General features: G+C 40.3%; 15 protein-coding genes. 4 read left to right on the forward strand and 11 right to left on the reverse strand.

Annotation, left to right across the window (positions count from 1 at the left end; genetic code table 11):
* Nucleotides 1-7: 7 nt before the first annotated feature.
* The 5 genes from VBD025_RS00220 to VBD025_RS00240 form a co-directional block, all read right to left on the reverse strand.
* The gene (locus tag VBD025_RS00220; RefSeq protein WP_430788165.1) at nucleotides 8-676 is read right to left on the reverse strand and encodes an SOS response-associated peptidase; all 669 of its coding nucleotides are present in this window, start codon (nucleotides 674-676) and stop codon (nucleotides 8-10) included.
* A gap of 13 nt (nucleotides 677-689) precedes the next feature.
* Complete coding sequence (locus VBD025_RS00225; RefSeq protein WP_430788167.1) at nucleotides 690-1,685, reverse strand: glutaminase; 996 nt, start codon at nucleotides 1,683-1,685, stop codon at nucleotides 690-692.
* Nucleotides 1,686-1,911: 226 nt separating this feature from the next.
* Complete coding sequence (locus tag VBD025_RS00230) at nucleotides 1,912-2,346, reverse strand: cytochrome C oxidase subunit II (RefSeq protein WP_430788169.1); 435 nt, start codon at nucleotides 2,344-2,346, stop codon at nucleotides 1,912-1,914.
* Between the two features lie 87 nt (nucleotides 2,347-2,433).
* Entirely contained in the window at nucleotides 2,434-3,153 is a 720-nt protein-coding gene (locus VBD025_RS00235; protein ID WP_430788171.1) for a lysophospholipid acyltransferase family protein, read from the reverse strand.
* A 173-nt stretch (nucleotides 3,154-3,326) separates the two neighbouring features.
* Nucleotides 3,327-4,151 carry a CAP domain-containing protein gene (locus tag VBD025_RS00240; protein WP_430788173.1) on the reverse strand — a complete coding sequence of 275 codons (825 nt, stop codon included), beginning with the start codon at nucleotides 4,149-4,151 and terminating at the stop codon, nucleotides 3,327-3,329.
* 357 nt (nucleotides 4,152-4,508) lie between these two features.
* Here VBD025_RS00240 and mreBH point away from each other — a divergent pair, with 357 nt between their 5' ends.
* The 4 genes from mreBH (at nucleotide 4,509) to VBD025_RS00260 (ending at nucleotide 10,406) form a co-directional block, all read left to right on the forward strand.
* A complete protein-coding gene (gene mreBH / locus VBD025_RS00245; protein WP_430788175.1) occupies nucleotides 4,509-5,516 on the forward strand; it encodes a rod-share determining protein MreBH in 1,008 nt (335 codons plus the stop codon).
* Nucleotides 5,517-6,003: 487 nt separating this feature from the next.
* Complete coding sequence (locus VBD025_RS00250) at nucleotides 6,004-7,152, forward strand: CaiB/BaiF CoA transferase family protein (protein ID WP_430788177.1); 1,149 nt, start codon at nucleotides 6,004-6,006, stop codon at nucleotides 7,150-7,152.
* A 15-nt stretch (nucleotides 7,153-7,167) separates the two neighbouring features.
* Nucleotides 7,168-8,352 carry an acyl-CoA dehydrogenase family protein gene (locus VBD025_RS00255; protein WP_430788179.1) on the forward strand — a complete coding sequence of 395 codons (1,185 nt, stop codon included), beginning with the start codon at nucleotides 7,168-7,170 and terminating at the stop codon, nucleotides 8,350-8,352.
* Nucleotides 8,353-8,960: 608 nt separating this feature from the next.
* Nucleotides 8,961-10,406 (forward strand): NAD-dependent succinate-semialdehyde dehydrogenase, encoded by a 1,446-nt coding sequence (locus tag VBD025_RS00260; protein ID WP_430788181.1) that lies wholly within the window; start codon nucleotides 8,961-8,963, stop codon nucleotides 10,404-10,406.
* A gap of 45 nt (nucleotides 10,407-10,451) precedes the next feature.
* Here the strand turns inward: VBD025_RS00260 and VBD025_RS00265 are convergent, their stop codons facing one another.
* The 6 genes from VBD025_RS00265 to VBD025_RS00290 form a co-directional block, all read right to left on the reverse strand.
* On the reverse strand, nucleotides 10,452-10,763 hold the full coding sequence (locus tag VBD025_RS00265; protein ID WP_430791196.1) for a DUF3870 domain-containing protein: 312 nt from the start codon (nucleotides 10,761-10,763) through the stop codon (nucleotides 10,452-10,454).
* Nucleotides 10,764-10,779: 16 nt separating this feature from the next.
* Complete coding sequence (locus VBD025_RS00270; protein WP_430788183.1) at nucleotides 10,780-11,535, reverse strand: IclR family transcriptional regulator; 756 nt, start codon at nucleotides 11,533-11,535, stop codon at nucleotides 10,780-10,782.
* 115 nt (nucleotides 11,536-11,650) lie between these two features.
* On the reverse strand, nucleotides 11,651-12,823 hold the full coding sequence (locus VBD025_RS00275; protein WP_430788185.1) for a saccharopine dehydrogenase family protein: 1,173 nt from the start codon (nucleotides 12,821-12,823) through the stop codon (nucleotides 11,651-11,653).
* A 42-nt stretch (nucleotides 12,824-12,865) separates the two neighbouring features.
* Entirely contained in the window at nucleotides 12,866-14,365 is a 1,500-nt protein-coding gene (locus tag VBD025_RS00280) for an aldehyde dehydrogenase family protein (protein WP_430788187.1), read from the reverse strand.
* Nucleotides 14,366-14,409: 44 nt separating this feature from the next.
* Nucleotides 14,410-16,071 (reverse strand): thiamine pyrophosphate-dependent enzyme, encoded by a 1,662-nt coding sequence (locus VBD025_RS00285; protein WP_430788189.1) that lies wholly within the window; start codon nucleotides 16,069-16,071, stop codon nucleotides 14,410-14,412.
* 9 nt (nucleotides 16,072-16,080) lie between these two features.
* Nucleotides 16,081-17,247, reverse strand: a complete 1,167-nt coding sequence (locus VBD025_RS00290; protein WP_430788191.1) for an LL-diaminopimelate aminotransferase — start codon at nucleotides 17,245-17,247, stop codon at nucleotides 16,081-16,083.
* Between the last annotated feature and the right edge of the window lie 145 nt (nucleotides 17,248-17,392).

The raw sequence follows: 17,392 nt of genomic DNA on the forward strand, positions 1-17,392 counted from the left end.
GCTCCTTTTAATTTACTAGCGGCTCAATGCACTTATCGTCGTTATTTTTAGCTGAATTAACATAGCTGGATACTTGATGCGCAGATAAGTCGTCTACCTGAATAGATTGAAGAAATTCATGTGCTCTATTTGCATCCATTTCATCTGGTGAGATCCATGTGTTCTCTTTATCTTTAGGAAGAATTATTGGCATGCGGTGATGTATATCTTCCATAAAGGAGTTTGCTTCCTTTGTTAGAATAGTGCATGTGAATAAGTCCTGATCCTCATCCTGCCATTTATCCCATAAACCTGCAAAAGCAAACAATTTACGGTCTGCTACGTGAATTCGACTAGGTTTCTTTTCTTTATCAACCTTTTTCCACTCGTAAAAGCTGTCCGCAATAATTAAACATCTTTTCCGCTTTAACAAAGTCTTAAAACTCGGTTTCTGATGAACGGTTTCACTCCTGGCATTGATCATTTTATAGCCTATTTTTACATCATTTGACCAGGAAGGAACAAGACCCCATTTCAAATATCCAGCTCTTTTTTCCTTACCGTTATGAATAACTGCCAGAACATTTTGGCCAGGAGCTATATTATAGCTTGGCTGGTAGGAATCAATTGATTGCTGTATACCGTATTCGTTTAGAATTTCAAGTTCATCTCTCAGTAACGTATATCTGCCACACATATAATCACCTCTTCTAGAATATACTCAGATCCCATTGTTTAGCGATATGTCTTAGTAGCCTAATACCCGCAATGCTGTTTCCTTTATCATCAAGTGCTGGTCCGTAAACACCTATTCCGCAACCAGCTAAAAATGGCAGTTCTTCATCTCGTACTCTTGCTGGAGCAGCTGCAATTATCCCGCCTGAAACACCACTTTTTGCTGGAATTCCAACATAGGTTGCAAATTTGCCCGAAGCGTCGTACATCCCGCAAGTCAGCATTAATGCCTTTGCAATTCTAGCTTCCCGCCTCGGTATTATCTCTTCCCAAGTATCGGGATTAATGCCATCGTTCGCGATAATTAAACCTATCCTCGCCAGATCGTCAACTGTAATTTCAATCGAGCATTGCTGAAAATAAGTATCCAATGTTACATCAAGTTCTGACTCAAGAAAACCTGTTTCCAGAAGGTAATAGCCAATCGCTTTATTTCTGGTTGATGAGACTTTTTCGGAAGTATACACTTCTTGATTTATTTTAGGACGATAACCAATCATTTTCTCTAAAAGATCCAATATTGGACCAAGCTTCTCCTCCGAGGTTTCCCCCTCCAGGATCGATGTAACTGTTATTGCCCCAGCATTTATAAGTGGGTTGAACGGTTTTTTAAGCTGATTCATCTCCAGATGCATAATAGAATTAAATGCCTCTCCTGCTGGTTCAACATCTACTCTATCAAGCATATAAGCAATACCACGTTCAATACAACCAACAATAAAGCTGATAACTTTTGAAATACTTTGGAGTGTAAATGGTATATCCACATCCCCAGAACGAATGGTCATTCCATTTTTACCTAATATGGTAATACCTAAATGATCTTGATTAGCTTCTGACAAAATCGGTATATAAGAAGCAACATTTCCATCTCTTGTGTGTTTTCGATAAAAGTTAACCCAATCATCCACATAATTTTGCAGCCATTCTTGACTCAACTCCGTATTCCAGTTAGCAGCACCCTGTACCATATCTATCACCTCTTCCTTTTTTAATTATTCCATAAAACATGCAATTTATTTTTAAATACGATCAGTAGAATAAACACCACTTATATATCGATTGCAATTTAATTCGTACTCTTATAATAGGAGGGTCAAGAGAAAAAGGAAACTAAAACGGTTTGAACCCTATGAACAATAGAAAAGCACCTCTGTTAATCCATTTGCTTAACGGAGGTGCTAGTAATTAATTTATTTACTTTACAATTAAAGTTGACATCATGCCACTGTGTCCCTCTCCACATGGTACACTGCAATGAATCATGTATTCGCCAGGTTCCTCAGGAGTAAATGTCGCCTTTCCTTCACCTTGAATATTTACATCAGTTCCCTCAATTGTAATACCGTGGGTCCCTTCTTTACTTGTGAGTGTTACCGTTACCTCTTCACCAGACTGCACGGTATACTCTTCTTTATTGAATTCGAAGTCGGTTGCTACAATATCTAATTTATTGTCCATCGCTGCTTCACCTGAATCTGAAGATTCCTCTCCGGATTCTTCCGTTGTTTCTCCTGAGTTATCATTAGAATTACCAGTATCACCTGATGACTCATCACTTTCACCGCCACCACATGCTGCCAGTACTAGAATTAATGTTAGAAATAGAGTTGTTAATACTAATTTTTTCAAAGAAATTACCTCCATAAAAAGATTTATATTTATATTTTTCCTGTATATATAAATATAAACTCACTACAGAGATATTTCATAAATATGTCACACGTTCTGCTCTAATGATTTCTCAATACTTGTTTGCAGAATCTCCGCAATTTCGCTATGTGTCTTCTCACTGTAATCAGCTGGATAAATAGGGTCCAAAATCGTCATATAAATAGTTGAACCTTTAACTTTACCTTTACCTTCTTCGAGCATTTGATAAGTTCCATCTATTGAAATTGGAACGATTGGAACTTTGGCTTTCGTTGCTAACCTTAGACTTCCAGACTTAAATGGATTTAAATTACTTCCACGACTTCGCGTTCCTTCAGGAAAAACAACTAGAGAATGTCCGTTTTTCAAGTTTTCAATACCCTGATTTATTGCTTTAACTGACTGGCGCCTATCAGCACGATCGATAAACACACCATGCATGAGTCCCATCCAAGAACTAACAATTGGAAGCTTTTCTATTTCTTTTTTTGCAATGAACCCTAGTGGTTCCCCTACATAACCTATTAATGCGAGAATATCGAATAACCCTTGGTGATTAGAAACATATAACACGGCTTCATCCGGGAGCTTTTCCTGCCCTGATACATGTACATCAGTACCAGTGCTTTTAATCACCTTTTGTGATACCCACTTCGGCGTTTCGAATAATTCCTTTTGGGCTTGTTTATTATTTAATTCATATAGTTTTCTGCCCTTATTTAATTTAAGTCCACTTCGTAAAACGGTTATAATTGCGTTGAAATAAATCCACAAACTTCGAATCATCTCATCACCTCCACATCCATTATACGATGAAATCATTAATTTTTGTTAGAAAATCTTTGAACAAACTTAAAAACTTGCATTAGAAAAACTCGGTTCTTGCTTTAAACTACTATACTTTTCTTATGTAAAAAAGGAGATTAGCAACTGAATGCTAACCTCCCTTGAATACGTTCTTATTTTCCAATGAACTGTTGTGTCCAGTAGTTACCATCAGCAATGTATCCTACACCGATATGCGTAAATTTAGAGCTAAGAATGTTAGCACGATGTCCTGAACTATTCATCCATCCATTTACTACTTCCTCTGGTGTGCGTTGACCTCTGGCAATGTTTTCCCCGGCACTGCGGTAATCAATACCATAGCTCTTCATCATGTCAAATGGAGAACCATAAGTTGGACTTGTATGAGAAAAGTAATTGTTAGCTGACATGTCACGAGACTTTTCACGTGCAACAACACTCAACTCATCGTCTACTGCCAATGGTGCTAAACCACGTTCTACACGCTCATTATTTGTTAACTCAACAACTTGTTGTTCATATGCATTTAATTGGTCTGACTGCGCTTGTGTCTGCTTTTCCTGAGCTGGCTCTTGTGGTGCTGGAGCAGGCGCTGGTGCAGGTTCTGGCGCTTCAGCCTTTTCAGGTGCTTCCTGTTTTGGCGCTTCTTGCTTAGGCGCCTCTTGTTTTGGTGCTTCTTTCTTCGGTTCTGGTTTTTCTACAGCAGGAGCTGCAGGCTTTTCAGGTGCTGATTGATTATTCCAATTCACTTGGTAGTTTGCAAGAATTTTTTGCACCGTTTCATTTAAATTACCATCTAAATTAGAAAGATCTGCATTTGAAAAAGATTGTCCATTAATAGAATAATAAACTTTGAAGGTTTGTTGATTTTGCTTTTGCGAATCTATATTTGTTGAAGCATCAACTGTATTTGAAAAAGCACCTCCGAATAATACTGCTGTCGATAATGCTGTTACGATTCCTAACTTCTTAATCATATATGAAACATCTCCTTTAAAGTTTTGTTTTGCCTTGCAGAATAATCGTAGCATGAGATTCTTGTAATAATAATGGCAAGGCTTTCCATAAGAGATTAAATGTTTGGAAGAATTGCAGAGACCCTATAAATAAAGACTTTAATCGCATAAAATAACAAGCTTTATTGGAAGATGTTCAATTTAATGGGATAATCTACTAAAAAATCACTCTTGACAATATTCTGTTTTCCCGCAATTGTTACAGATTCATATTTCTTGTAACAGAAATGACAAATTAAGTATCTTGGGATACCCCCAAAAATCGTGATATAGTATAGAAATGCTATACATGAAACTGTCAACATTGGAGGAGCTAAAATGTTATCTAATGCAGAAATTGGAATTGATCTAGGAACTGCAAATATACTTATATATTCAAAGACTAAAGGTATTGTTTTAAATGAACCATCAGTAGTAGCTATCGACATTAATACAAAACAGGTTATAGCTGTTGGAACTGAAGCAAAAGAAATGGTCGGTAAAACACCACAAAACATCGTCCCTATTCGTCCATTAAAGGATGGTGTTATAGCCGATTATGATGTTACTGCACAAATGTTAAAAGAATTTTTGAAAAAGGTTAGTAAAAAGATGGGACTCTCCATGCGCAAACCTACAGTTGTTGTATGTACACCTTCTGGAAGCACATCTGTTGAAAGAAGAGCAATACACAACGCAGTAACGAGTTATGGAGCAAAACATGTACATTTAATAGAAGAACCAATTGCAGCTGCAATTGGAGCAGACTTACCGGTTGATGAGCCAATCGCAAACGTAATCGTAGATATTGGCGGTGGAACATCCGAAGTTGGAATTATTTCCTTTGGCGGAGTAGTTTCCTGTAACTCCATCAGAATTGGCGGAGATAAAATGGATGAAGAAATAATTCAATATATCCGCAAGAAATACAATATTTTGATCGGTGAACGTACCGCAGAAAATATAAAGATCGGAATTGGATATGCACATCCAAACCACACAGAAGATGTAATGGACGTTCGCGGACGTGATATGGTGACAGGTTTACCTAAAACCATCACTGTTTCGTCTACAGAAATCCATACTGCATTGAAAGAGTCTCTGGATCAAATTTTAGAAACAATACGTGCAACGCTTGAAAGTTGTCCACCAGAACTTAGTGGTGACATCGTCGACCGTGGTATAGTGCTAACTGGAGGCGGTGCGCTGTTAAACGGAATGAAGGATTGGTTAGCAGAAGAGATTTTCGTACCCGTTCACATTGCACCTAACCCACTCGAATCCGTAGCAATCGGCACCGGCCGAGCACTAAAAATGATAACCAAACTACAAAAAGCCGCTAAGTAAAAAGAAAAGCGAAGGCGACTGGTCAGAAGCGGACGCATAAGCAAGGAACCGAAGAACGCATGGTTTTAGCGTTCGAAGTGTTCATTGCTTATGACGGCAGCTTCTAGGAGCCGCAGCTGGACAGTAAGAAAAGCGGAGGCGACTGGAAGTTCGGCAATTATTTCCCTTTATGGTTGTTGATTTGAGAAATCGACGGTGCTTCACAAACATAAGCTGAATCCAAATTAAATGGATTCAGCTTTTTTTACATAAAACGTTTACATATAATTCTGAATATAATAGAATAGATTATAGAAAGAATCATGTAAAAACGCACAAACGTTTATATCACATGATCTGCGTCGATTAATCACCAACTGTCTAATCTGTTTCAATACCCATTCCAGGTATTACCCAACAGAGTATGAGCCAGTTCAAGTTGACTTACAGCACGACTGTGGTCAGTTTGGATTGGCCTTTTTTAATTGACTTGAGAGGAGTGATCGGTTTGGCTGGTGCATTAGAACATATTAAGGTTCTGGATTTATCCCGAGTACTGGCAGGTCCATATTGCAGTATGATTCTTGGTGATCTTGGTGCTGAGATCATAAAAGTTGAAGGTCCTGGAGGCAGTGATGATACGCGTAAATGGGGGCCTCCCTTCCAAAATGGTGTAAGTGCTTATTATTTATGTGCAAATCGCAACAAAAAGAGTATCACCATTGATTTAAAGACCGCTGAAGGAATTGAAACAATTAAAAAACTGGCAATTGAAAGCGATGTCATTCTTCATAACTTCAAAGCAGGAACTATGGAACGATTCGGATTAGATTATGAAACACTAGCTGATATAAATCCCAAGATTGTTTATTGCTCAATTACAGGTTTTGGGGAAACTGGTCCATATCACTCGATGCCTGGCTATGATTTCATCATCCAGGCAATGAGTGGATTAATGAGTATTACTGGTGATGAGAATTCCGGACCGCAAAAACTTGGAGTTGCTATTACCGATATTTTAACAGGACTATATGCTTGTATAGGAATTCAGGGTGCACTACTCGAACGTACGATATCAGGTAAAGGACAGAAACTTGATCTCTCGCTTTACGACTCTGCCATGAGTTCGCTTGTAAACATAGGTAGTAATTATTTAATGTCCGGCAAAATACCTGGCGCTCTTGGTAACACCCATGCCAACATTGTCCCATATCAAACCTTCCAAACGAGGAATGGACAAATGGTGATTGCAGTCGGAAACGACAAGCAATTTAGTAATTTATGTTCCATTCTGGAGACAACTGAGCTTGCAGGTGATAGTCGATTTAACACAAATTCAGCTCGAGTGGAAAACAGGGACATTTTGGTTCCCATGTTACAAAGTGTATTCCTAACCAATTCAACAGAATTCTGGCAAACAAAGTGTGAGGAAAATAGTATTCCTTGTGGACCAATTCAAACGATAGAAGACGTTACAAACGATCCTCAGCTTAAGGCAAGAGATATGTTTGTTGATTACAACCACCCTACCGCTGGAAAGGTGAAGGTAATCGGAAGCCCGTTAAAGCTATCCCGGACGCCTGTTCAATATAACCTCCATCCCCCTGATGCAGGTGAACATACAGAAGAAATACTTGCCCGATTTCTAACTAATTAAATTGGAGATGATTATATGAATTTTGAATTTACAGAAGAACAAAAGATGCTGCGCAATACAGTCCGCAGCTTTGTAGATAAAGAAATCATGCCACATATAGCTGAATGGGATCGATCAGGAAAGTCAGATCCCTCGGTTATCAGTAAATTAGCTGATCTTGGGTTGATGGGGGTTTGTATTCCTGAAAAATATGGTGGGAGCGGGATGGATTATAATTCACTCGCAATTGTATGTGAAGAACTGGAACGTGGTGATACAGCATTTCGTACCGCTGTATCGGTTCATACGGGATTAAATAGTATGTCGATCCTGCAATGGGGTAATGAAGAACAGAAACAAAAGTATCTGGTTCCCCAGGCGAAGGGGCAAAAGGTTGGAGCTTTTGGTTTAACAGAACCAGGTGCAGGGTCAGATGTTGCCTCCCTAAGTTCCACTGCGAAAAAGGATGGAGATTATTATATTTTAAACGGCCAAAAAACATGGATATCTCTGTGTGATACGGCTGATCACTTTCTGGTGTTTGCTTATACGGATAAATCTAAAAAGCACAATGGAATCTCTGCATTTATCGTCGAGCGCACATGGGAAGGTTTTTCATCAAAAGCAACAAAAGGCAAACATGGGATCCGTGCTGGTAACACAGGTGAGCTTTTCTTTGAGAATGTAAAAGTTCCAAAAGAAAACTTGCTTGGCGAGGAAGGTGAAGGTTTCAAAATTGCAATGGCATCACTCGATAACGGTCGCTTTACGGTAGCGGCTGGAGCCTGCGGGCAAATTATGGCCTGTATCGAAGCGAGTGTTGACTATTGTCACGAGCGTGAAACCTTTGGCAAAGAGATTGGACGTCATCAGCTAGTACAGCAAATGATTGCAAAAATGGAAGCCGGGCTGCAAATGAGCCGTTTACTTGTATACCGTGCTGGCGAGTTAAAAAATGATGGTAAGCGAAATACACGGGAAACCTCACTTGCGAAGTGGCAGGCATGTGATTTTGCCAATAAAGCCGCTGATGATGCTGTGCAGATTCATGGCGCGTATGGTTATTCCGATGAGTACCCAGTTGAACGTTATTTACGCAACTCCAAAGCCCCGGTTATTTACGAAGGCACACGCGAAATTCATACCATCATGCAAGCCGAGTATGTACTAGGTTATCGAAAAGACAAAAAACTAAACAAAATGCTACCCCCATGGGAATAAGAAAAGCGGAGGCGACTGGTCAGAAGCGGACGCATAAGCAAGGAACCGAAGAACGCATGGTTTTAGCGGTCGAAGTGTTCCTTGCTTATGACGGCAGCTTCTAGGAGCCACAGCTGGACAGTAAGAAAAGCGAAGGCGACTGGTCAGGGACGTACAGATAGATGGGACTGTGAAACGTACGGTGATCTTTCCGTACGTTCATCAGAACCAGCTATCTGCTAGTCCCTAGGAGCCACAGCTGGACAATAAGAAAAGCGGAGGCGACTGGTCAGGGACGTACAGATAGATGGGACTGTGAAACGTACGGTGATCTTTCCGTACGTTCATCAGCTCCTGGTAGATAAGAATAGAGGTTACTGAAAAAGTGGTGAATAATAAAATTCTATCTTTTCACCTTTACTTAGCATCTTCTAATATACGAAGACTCCTGCGGGAACAGCGCGAGCTGAAGATCTAAGCAGGAAAGCGATTTTTGCTTATCCGAGGAAGCTGTAGCCGTGCCCTTAGGTGCGCTCCGTATATTCGAAGATACGATCGCGGATCCACTTTATTTTGTACCACATGTAACTTTTTCAGTAGCCACGATAAGAATACAAGGGGGAAATAGAATGATTGCTAAAAAAATTGATAGTATTTTTATAGATGGGATCTGGCAAGGTGCTGACACGGGTAAAACAGAAATGGTTTACAATCCTGCAACACTCGATGCTATAAGTGAAGTCTCTTATGGTGGTACAGACGAAACTGAAAGAGCTGTACAGGCAGCATCTGAAGCATTCAAAACATGGGGACAAACGACTGGCCGCAATCGTTCACAAATTTTATACAAAGCTTCCCAAATCATGATGGATGAAGCAGATCGCCTGGGAAAAATTTTAACTATAGAGCAAGGTAAACCGCTTAAAGAGGCTGTCGGCGAAATTAAGGGCGCCGCTAACTTTTTATTGTGGTATGCAGAAGAGTCCAGTCGTGGATACGGGGAGTTGATCCCCTCATCAGTTAAATCCAAACGCCTGATGGTAGTACCTCAGCCGATAGGCGTTATTGGAGCAATTACACCATGGAATTTTCCGGCATCGATGATCACAAGAAAAATTGGCCCAGCACTTGCTGCTGGATGCACGGTCGTACTTAAGCCTTCTCCGGAAACACCAATTTCAGCGATTGAAATTGTAAAGATTTTAGAACGATCGGGCTTACCAAAAGGTGTTGTTAATCTAGTGACAGGAGATGCACAGGAAATTGGTAATGTATTTTTAACGAGTAAAGAAGTTCGCTTAATAACCTTTACCGGCTCGACAAAAGTTGGAAAATATCTGATGCGTGAAAGTGCAAATCACGTGAAAAAATTATCATTAGAGCTTGGCGGGCATGCACCTATTATAGTTTTTGAGGATGCTGATATTGAGAAGGCTGCAGAACTTTCATTAGGAAGTAAATTTCGAAATAACGGGCAAACTTGTATATGTGCAAATCGGTTATATGTTCATGAGTCGGTTGCAGAGAAATTCACGAATATGCTTGCTGATAAAATAAATCAATTAAAAATCGGTAACGGCCTTATTGACGATACGGATCTCGGACCTCTAATTAATGAAAGTGCTGCTGAAAAAGTACAGGCACACCTCGATGATGCAGTTGAGAAAGGTGCCAATATAGTAACGGGTGGCAGTAAATGGAGTGGGGATATGGAAGGCTACTTTTATCAGCCAACCATCCTCTCAGACGCAACAGATGATATGACTATTATGATCGAAGAGACATTCGGTCCTGTTCTTCCAATTCAAACATTTAACGATGAAGAATTAGTTATTGAAAAAGCTAACGATACCGATTATGGATTAGCCGCATACATTTTCACAGAAAGTACCAGCGTGGCATTACGGGTATCGGAGCGACTTGAATATGGTATAGTAGGCGTTAACGATGTCTTCCCTTCTCTTCCTGAAGCACCCTTTGGCGGCATAAAGCAGTCAGGACTGGGTAAAGAAGGTGGGCACCATGGCATGCATGAGTTTCTGGAAATGAAATTGATTTCTATATCGTTAGATTAATTGCTGTTAAAAATGCCCTTCCAGGCTTTCCTTGGGAGGGCATTTTCATGTATGAGTGTATAGTTCATATTGTTTATATAAGTCTTTCAATGCTGAAATTAATGCATTACCTGCCTTGCCCAGATAATGTATTCTCAACTCTTCTACCGGCGTATCAATTCCGTCCTTCAAGCTGTATCCTCTTAATAGCTGCTCGACAAATTCGCGCCCATGGATCGTCGCCAGTGTGCAGCTGGCAGTAACGATGACACCATATTTTTTATCTACTTCAGCAGTTATGGTTAAGGTATCATATACACTCTTTGCAGCCATTCCGGCGGGTAATTTGGCATGTCCTGCAATAAAAACGGTATACATCATGACAGATCCTCCTTCATTGAAAACCGAGCTTTTCAGAAATGCTATCTGCTGTATGTTTTGTATGTGATTTAATCACCTGCAGATTTTCGCCTTCAAAGTGACTGGAAAGACCACTGACGGTCAACGCAGCGATTACTTGTCCATTATAATTGTATAGAGGGTATGAAATCCCTGTCGTTTCCGAGTCCTGTTCACCTATACTATATGCGTATCCCTCCTGACGAATAGCCAGCAGTTCGTTACGAAGTTTACTTTTATTAATCTGATTTTGATCACTAATAACATATAGATTCGGCGCACCTAAAATTTCCTTTTGTTTCTCTTCTTCCATAAAAGCCAGTAAAAGTTTGGGACCTGAGCCAATATACAACGGCGTACTCTTTCCGATGCGGGTGTATAACCGAATCGCACGACTGCTGTCTACTTTTTCAATATAGGTTGCTTCGTTTTGATTAGCTATTACGATATGCACCACTTCATTAATTTCCTGGGCTAGCCGTTCCATAAATGGCAAAGCAATTTCTCTTATTTCCAATCGATTAGAAACTAAATTTCCAAGCTCAAGTAATTTAAGTCCAAGTTTATAGCTACTGTCATATTCATTCTGTGATTTTTGTAAAAATCCGCATGCTACTAATGAAGATAGCAATCTGTAAGCAGTTGGTTTTGGAATATTCGCTCGTGATGCGATTTCTCTTAACGGCAGTTCCTGTATATCCTCGGTAAATAAGTCAAGTAGCTTAACTGCTTTGATTACACTTTGATTCATATTTTTTTCTCCCTACAAGTAGTTTGAAAATTAGCCTACACTATCATAGTGCAGGCTGATTGAACATAATTCTGTTGATATGCATTACTGGTAGATAATCAGTAACTGATTTATGTTAAACTCTAACTTCTGATTTGTTGGTATTCCCCGTTTCAACTATCTTGACGCCGCGTTTAGCCATCTCTTTGATGTAATTGTCACCAGGAACTATTTGTTCCGGAGGGTATACACCAGACGAAGAAATGGTACCATTTCCTATCATTTGTGCCACAACTGAAATTGTATTTGCTGTTGCTCTGGCCATAGCTGTTACGTTATTTTCCCTGTCTTTAAATGTTGTCATTTCGTATTCAAAAGTTGTCGGGATTCCATCTTTTTCACCTGAAACTTTTACACGTAATAAAACAGCATCATCTTTATCTTTTAAGTCAACAATTGGATCAAGTACTTTTAATAAAACTTCACGCGGACTTATTTTTTGTCCATTTACTTCTACCTCATAATTCAATCGAGTTAAATTCAGATCAACCAATAGCTTGAATTTCTCAGCATGGCCGGGATAGCGAATCGTTTTGTATTCAAGCGTTTCAATGGATGGGTATGAGAGTGACAGTGTTGAGGTCCCGCCAGATGTATGAAATGCCTCAAGCGGTCCAAATTTTTCAAAGTATACTGTCTCTACTTCGGTTAACGATTCCACTTCCTGCTTTATTCCATTTCTGACTATCAATGACGGATCCGTGTAATGATCAAGTACACCTTCCATCGAAAATACATGATTGTATTCAAATGGAGGCTCTGGTTTCACTGGAATCCCACCAACAAACAGTTGAATAGCGTTCAATTTATCCAGTTTTCCAGCGCCATGTCCTGACAGGATATTAATCATACCTGGTGCTACACCTAAATCAGGAATTAGCGTTACTCCTGCAGATTTCGCTTCATGTTGAAGTGCCAGAACCTTGTCTGTCATATGGCCAATATGTCCTCCCAGATCCACGGAGCTGACGCCAACCTGAATAGCGGTTTTTGCTACTATTTCATTAAAGGAATAAAACAATGCATTGATAATCACGTCAAATTTGCTCATATAGTCAGCAAGATCTGCTGCATCATTTGCATTGACTTGGTAGGCAGTCAACTTTGGTGAGTTTAACTGATCACAAATCTTTTGGGCGCGCTTAAAATCAATATCCGCCAGACCAACAGAAGTTACTTCTTCATTTAATACTAAATCACGTGCAGCTTCCTTTCCCATTAAACCAGAACCTAATACACCTATCTTCATCCCAATCACTCCCCGTGTGAATTTAGTAAACTACTATCCTAGTTATTCCACATCAATCTGAGCACGTTGTAATTTCCCACTGTAATCAACATAAATGGCCTTCCATTCGGTAAATACATCCAGCGCTTGAACGCCTGAATCTCTATGTCCATTACCAGTGCCTTTTGTTCCGCCAAATGGCAAATGAATTTCAGCACCAGTAGTACCAGCATTCACATAAACAATACCTGTATCCAAATCTCGCTGTGCTCGAAACACTTGGTTGACGTCATTTGTAAATATGGAGCTTGATAATCCATATTCCACACTGTTATTGACTTCGATTGCTTCCTCAAAACTCTTTACTGGGATAAGAGAAACAACCGGCCCGAAAATTTCTTCAAGTGCTATCCGCATATCAGGTTTTACATCGGAAAATAATGTTGGTGCAAAATAATTCCCCTGACGGTGCTCACCTTCGTCCAGTACATGGCCACCCGCAAGTAATTTCGCTCCTTCATCCTTACCAATTTCCATGTATTTTTTAATTTTATTGAGCCCAGCCTTATTTATAATTGGACCTACTTTAACCGAATCATCCAAACCATTTCCAATCGTTAATTTTTTCATTTCCTCTAGTAGTCTGCTTTCCAATTCCTCTTTAACATTCTCATGGACAATTACGCGACTGCATGCCGTACATCGTTGTCCACTCGTTCCAAAGGCACTCCACAAAATACCTTCTACCGCTAAAGTCAGATCAGCGTCATCCATTACAATTACCGCATTCTTTCCACCCATTTCAAGTGAAACCTTTTTCAATTGCTGACCGCATTTAGCAGCTATACTGCGACCTGTATCATTAGACCCTGTAAATGAAATTACTCGGATTCCATCATGATCTACCATCGCATTTCCGACCGTTGAACCGGATCCAAATACAACGTTTACGACACCTTTCGGCAGACCCGCTTCTTCGAATATTTTGGCAAGCTCGTATGCCATTATTGGTGTTTCAGTAGCAGGCTTCCATACAACACCGTTTCCAGCCACGATTGCCGGGAATGATTTCCATGTGGCTATCGCAATTGGAAAATTCCACGGAGTGATTAAGCCAACCACTCCAATTGGCGCACGAACGCTCATCGCAAATTTATCTTTCAGCTCAGCTGGTGTGGTTTGGCCAAACATTCTGCGGCCTTCACCAGCCATATAATAGGCCATATCGATTCCCTCTTGGACTTCTCCACGCGCTTCCTCAATTACCTTTCCATTTTCCATCGTCAACAACTGTGAAAGTCGCTCTTTGCGTTCTTTCATAATATTTCCCACACGATAAAGAACCTCTGCGCGCATTGGCGCTGGAACCAAAGCCCACTCCTTTTGTGCTTTTGCTGCTGCTTTTACTGCGTTATCTACACTCGATTCATCTGAAAGCGGAACTTCTACGATTGTTTCACCTGTTGCTGGGTTTACAACTGGAGTGGTCTCTTCGCTTGCTTCCACCCATTCGCCCCCGATATAGTTTGCTAGTCTTTTTACTTGTAATAATGTTTCTGCCATATTGATTACCTCCTAAAAATTATTATCTATATAAAGTTAATAGATTACGTGTTTGATCGATTCCTCAATTGTTCAATTGTTGAGGAAACCGAGATGTTTTTTGCGTCTGTTATTATTTCTATTACAGACGGCCCCTTATTATGAAGTGCCTGTTCGAGGGCACTTTCAAATTCGTCTATCTTTGTTACGGTAAATCCATCTGCGCCAACACTCTCAGCAAGTTTGGCAAAAGAAACTTCACCCAGATTCGTTGCGATGACTTTTTTAGGATAATGGAGCTCCTGATGCATCCGAATGGTGCCATACATATTGTTATTAAAAACCAGACAAATTACTGCCAGCTTATTTCTTACCGCAGTTTCAAGTTCCTGTACGGTCATCATAAAACCACCATCACCAGAAAGGGATACCACGGTTTTTTCAGGCGATGCAAGTTTTACCCCCAGTGCTGCCGGCATGCCGTATCCCATGGCTCCGGATGTGGGGCCAACATACGTATGCGGCATCGTAAATGGATAAAATGAGTGAAGCCACCCTGCAAAGTTACCAGCATCATTTGTTAGAACGGCCTCTTTTGGTAGCTTTTTTTCCAATACGTCTATGACCTGTTTATTAATCACATCCTCACTTGTCACATTCAAATCACTTACATGAGCATAAGCTTCATGTCTTTTATTCGCCCACTGTATCCACGGGCTGGTGAAATCCAGCTGCGTTAACTTTGACAAAGCTTCACTGCTATCCGCAACAATCCCTATATCAGGGGCAAATACTCTGCCTAATGCTTCAAAATCTATGTCTATATGAACCAGTTTTTTCTCTGACGTTATAATGCTGTAGTCCTGTGTAGTTACTTCTGATAGTCTCGTACCTATTGCCACGATGACATCCGCATCTTTAACTGTTTGCAGAACTTCTTTGTTTGTCCCTAAACCTAAATGCCCGCAATACAAACGATGATTATTCGGGAAAACATCATGCCGTCTGAAAGCGGCGATTACAGGGATTGAAAACTTTTCAGCAAAATGCTGCAAGTGTTTTTCTGCTCGCGAGGATTTAATTCCTCCACCAGCGATAATTAATGGGTTTGAAGCTTCTTCAAGCAACCGCATTACGTTCGACACTTCTTCGTCAGAAGGACTTGGCCTCGCCTTAGTTGCTTGGGGGCCAAAAGACATAACTGCTTCAGCAGGCAGCACATTTTCCGGGAGTGATACAATTACCGGTCCGGGTCTTCCTGTCTTTGCGATTCGAAAAGCTCGTTGAACGAGTTCCGGCATGCGTGCAGGGTTGTTAATCTCGACAGACCATTTTGCAATATGCTTGAAATACTGGTCTAAATCCACTTCCTGAAAACCTTCTCTTCCTCTAAACTCACTGTGCACCTGACCTAAAAAAACGACCATCGGTGTAGAATCCTGATAAGCGGTATGTACGCCTATCGATAAGTTGGCTGCACCCACACCACGCGTCGCCATAACCACTCCAGGTTTAAGTGTTGCTTTGGCATACCCTTCCGCCATAAACGATGCGCCACCCTCGTGTCTTGCCGAAATAACCTCTATAGACTCAGAATCATACAACGCATCAAGCAGCGGCAAATAACTTTCACCAGGTACACAAAATGTATGCGTAACTCCCTCGATCTCCATACACTTTACAATTGCCTGGGCAGCCGTCATTTTCGTGCTATTATGTAACAACATTTACTCACCTCATCTCCATGTTAGGCTTTTAATACGGTTTACCACTTCGTCCAATCGGTGACTTGCGACTGATAAGGAAATTCGGATATAACCCTCTCCAGCAGTTCCAAAAGCAGATCCTGGCGTAACAATTACTCCTGCCTTGCTCAGCATAAGATCCGAGAACGAAGCAGAAGTGTGAACTTCAGGTACCTTCGCCCAAATAAATATGGTCCCTTTTGGTTTATCCGCCTTTAATCCTATCTTGTTTAATGCGTCATGCAGCCTTTCCATCCGTTCCTGATAAACTGCATTATTTGCCTTTACAGCAAATAAATCACTATTTAGTGCTGTAGCAGCTGCTAATTGAATCGGAAGAAACTGACATGTATCTATATTACTTTTCAAGGTTGATAGCGCTCTGATTATGGTTTTATTTCCTACCAGATAACCAATACGCCACCCGGTCATGTTAAAGCTTTTGGATAAGGAACCAAATTCAACAGCACTATCCTTTGCATTAGGTATCTGCAGAATACTTGGAGCCTTGTATCCGTTAAACGTAACCAGGTCGTATGCAGCATCGTTCGCGACAATTATTTTGTTTTCCTTGGCGAATGAAACCGCTTTCATAAATACGTTGTAATCCACAGTTGCAGCGGTAGGGTTGCTTGGATAGTTTAGAAACATTAGCTTCGCTGCTTCTAAATCACGCTTTGAAATTTGCTGATACAGTGGCTGATACGAATTCTGTGCATCTAATGGAATATCCACACTGATTCCACCTGCTAAATGAACCGCTGTTCGATATACCGGATATCCGGGATTAGGAATTAATACACGATCACCTGGATTGATTACTGCCTGCACTAAATTAGCAATCCCTTCTTTTGAGCCAATTAAGGCTAACACCTCTGTTGCTGGGTCAAGTTCGACATCATAGTGTTTTTTATAGAAGTTTGTAACAGCCTGCTTAAATTCCTGTATGCCGCTATAATTCGAATAACGGTGGTTTAATGGCTTTCTTACTTCTTCGACCAGACGGTCAATAACAAAGTCAGGAGTAGGTAGATCTGGTGATCCGATTCCAAGATCAATTACATCGATTCCTTTTTTCTCGAGTTCCTGCTTCTTTCGTTGAAATTCGGAAAATAAATAAGGCGGTAACGTGTTTATTTTTTCTGAAACAAACGTCATTATTTCACCCCTATTTCAATTAATGAAACAGTATTTCAAGATACTAGTTTAAGTATAAATCACTGTTTCAAGATTTGCAATTGTTTATAAATTTTAGTTTTTTTAACTTCTTTTACACTTCACAACTACTACAGTATTCCTTATA

Origin of the sequence: Virgibacillus flavescens (genome assembly GCF_050574275.1) — a bacterium.
GTDB classification, from domain to species: domain Bacteria; phylum Bacillota; class Bacilli; order Bacillales; family Amphibacillaceae; genus Virgibacillus_F; species Virgibacillus_F flavescens.

Coding starts and splice junctions, on each gene's coding strand:
- VBD025_RS00280 (WP_430788187.1), bottom strand. CDS start 14,365: ATGGCAGAAACATTATTACAAGTAAAAAGACTAGCAAACTATATCGGG.
- VBD025_RS00220 (WP_430788165.1), bottom strand. CDS start 676: ATGTGTGGCAGATATACGTTACTGAGAGATGAACTTGAAATTCTAAAC.
- VBD025_RS00275 (WP_430788185.1), bottom strand. CDS start 12,823: ATGAAGATAGGTGTATTAGGTTCTGGTTTAATGGGAAAGGAAGCTGCA.
- VBD025_RS00265 (WP_430791196.1), bottom strand. CDS start 10,763: ATGTATACCGTTTTTATTGCAGGACATGCCAAATTACCCGCCGGAATG.
- VBD025_RS00260 (WP_430788181.1), top strand. CDS start 8,961: ATGATTGCTAAAAAAATTGATAGTATTTTTATAGATGGGATCTGGCAA.
- VBD025_RS00225 (WP_430788167.1), bottom strand. CDS start 1,685: ATGGTACAGGGTGCTGCTAACTGGAATACGGAGTTGAGTCAAGAATGG.
- VBD025_RS00270 (WP_430788183.1), bottom strand. CDS start 11,535: ATGAATCAAAGTGTAATCAAAGCAGTTAAGCTACTTGACTTATTTACC.
- VBD025_RS00240 (WP_430788173.1), bottom strand. CDS start 4,151: ATGATTAAGAAGTTAGGAATCGTAACAGCATTATCGACAGCAGTATTA.
- VBD025_RS00290 (WP_430788191.1), bottom strand. CDS start 17,247: ATGACGTTTGTTTCAGAAAAAATAAACACGTTACCGCCTTATTTATTT.
- mreBH (WP_430788175.1), top strand. CDS start 4,509: ATGTTATCTAATGCAGAAATTGGAATTGATCTAGGAACTGCAAATATA.
- VBD025_RS00285 (WP_430788189.1), bottom strand. CDS start 16,071: ATGTTGTTACATAATAGCACGAAAATGACGGCTGCCCAGGCAATTGTA.
- VBD025_RS00255 (WP_430788179.1), top strand. CDS start 7,168: ATGAATTTTGAATTTACAGAAGAACAAAAGATGCTGCGCAATACAGTC.
- VBD025_RS00235 (WP_430788171.1), bottom strand. CDS start 3,153: ATGATTCGAAGTTTGTGGATTTATTTCAACGCAATTATAACCGTTTTA.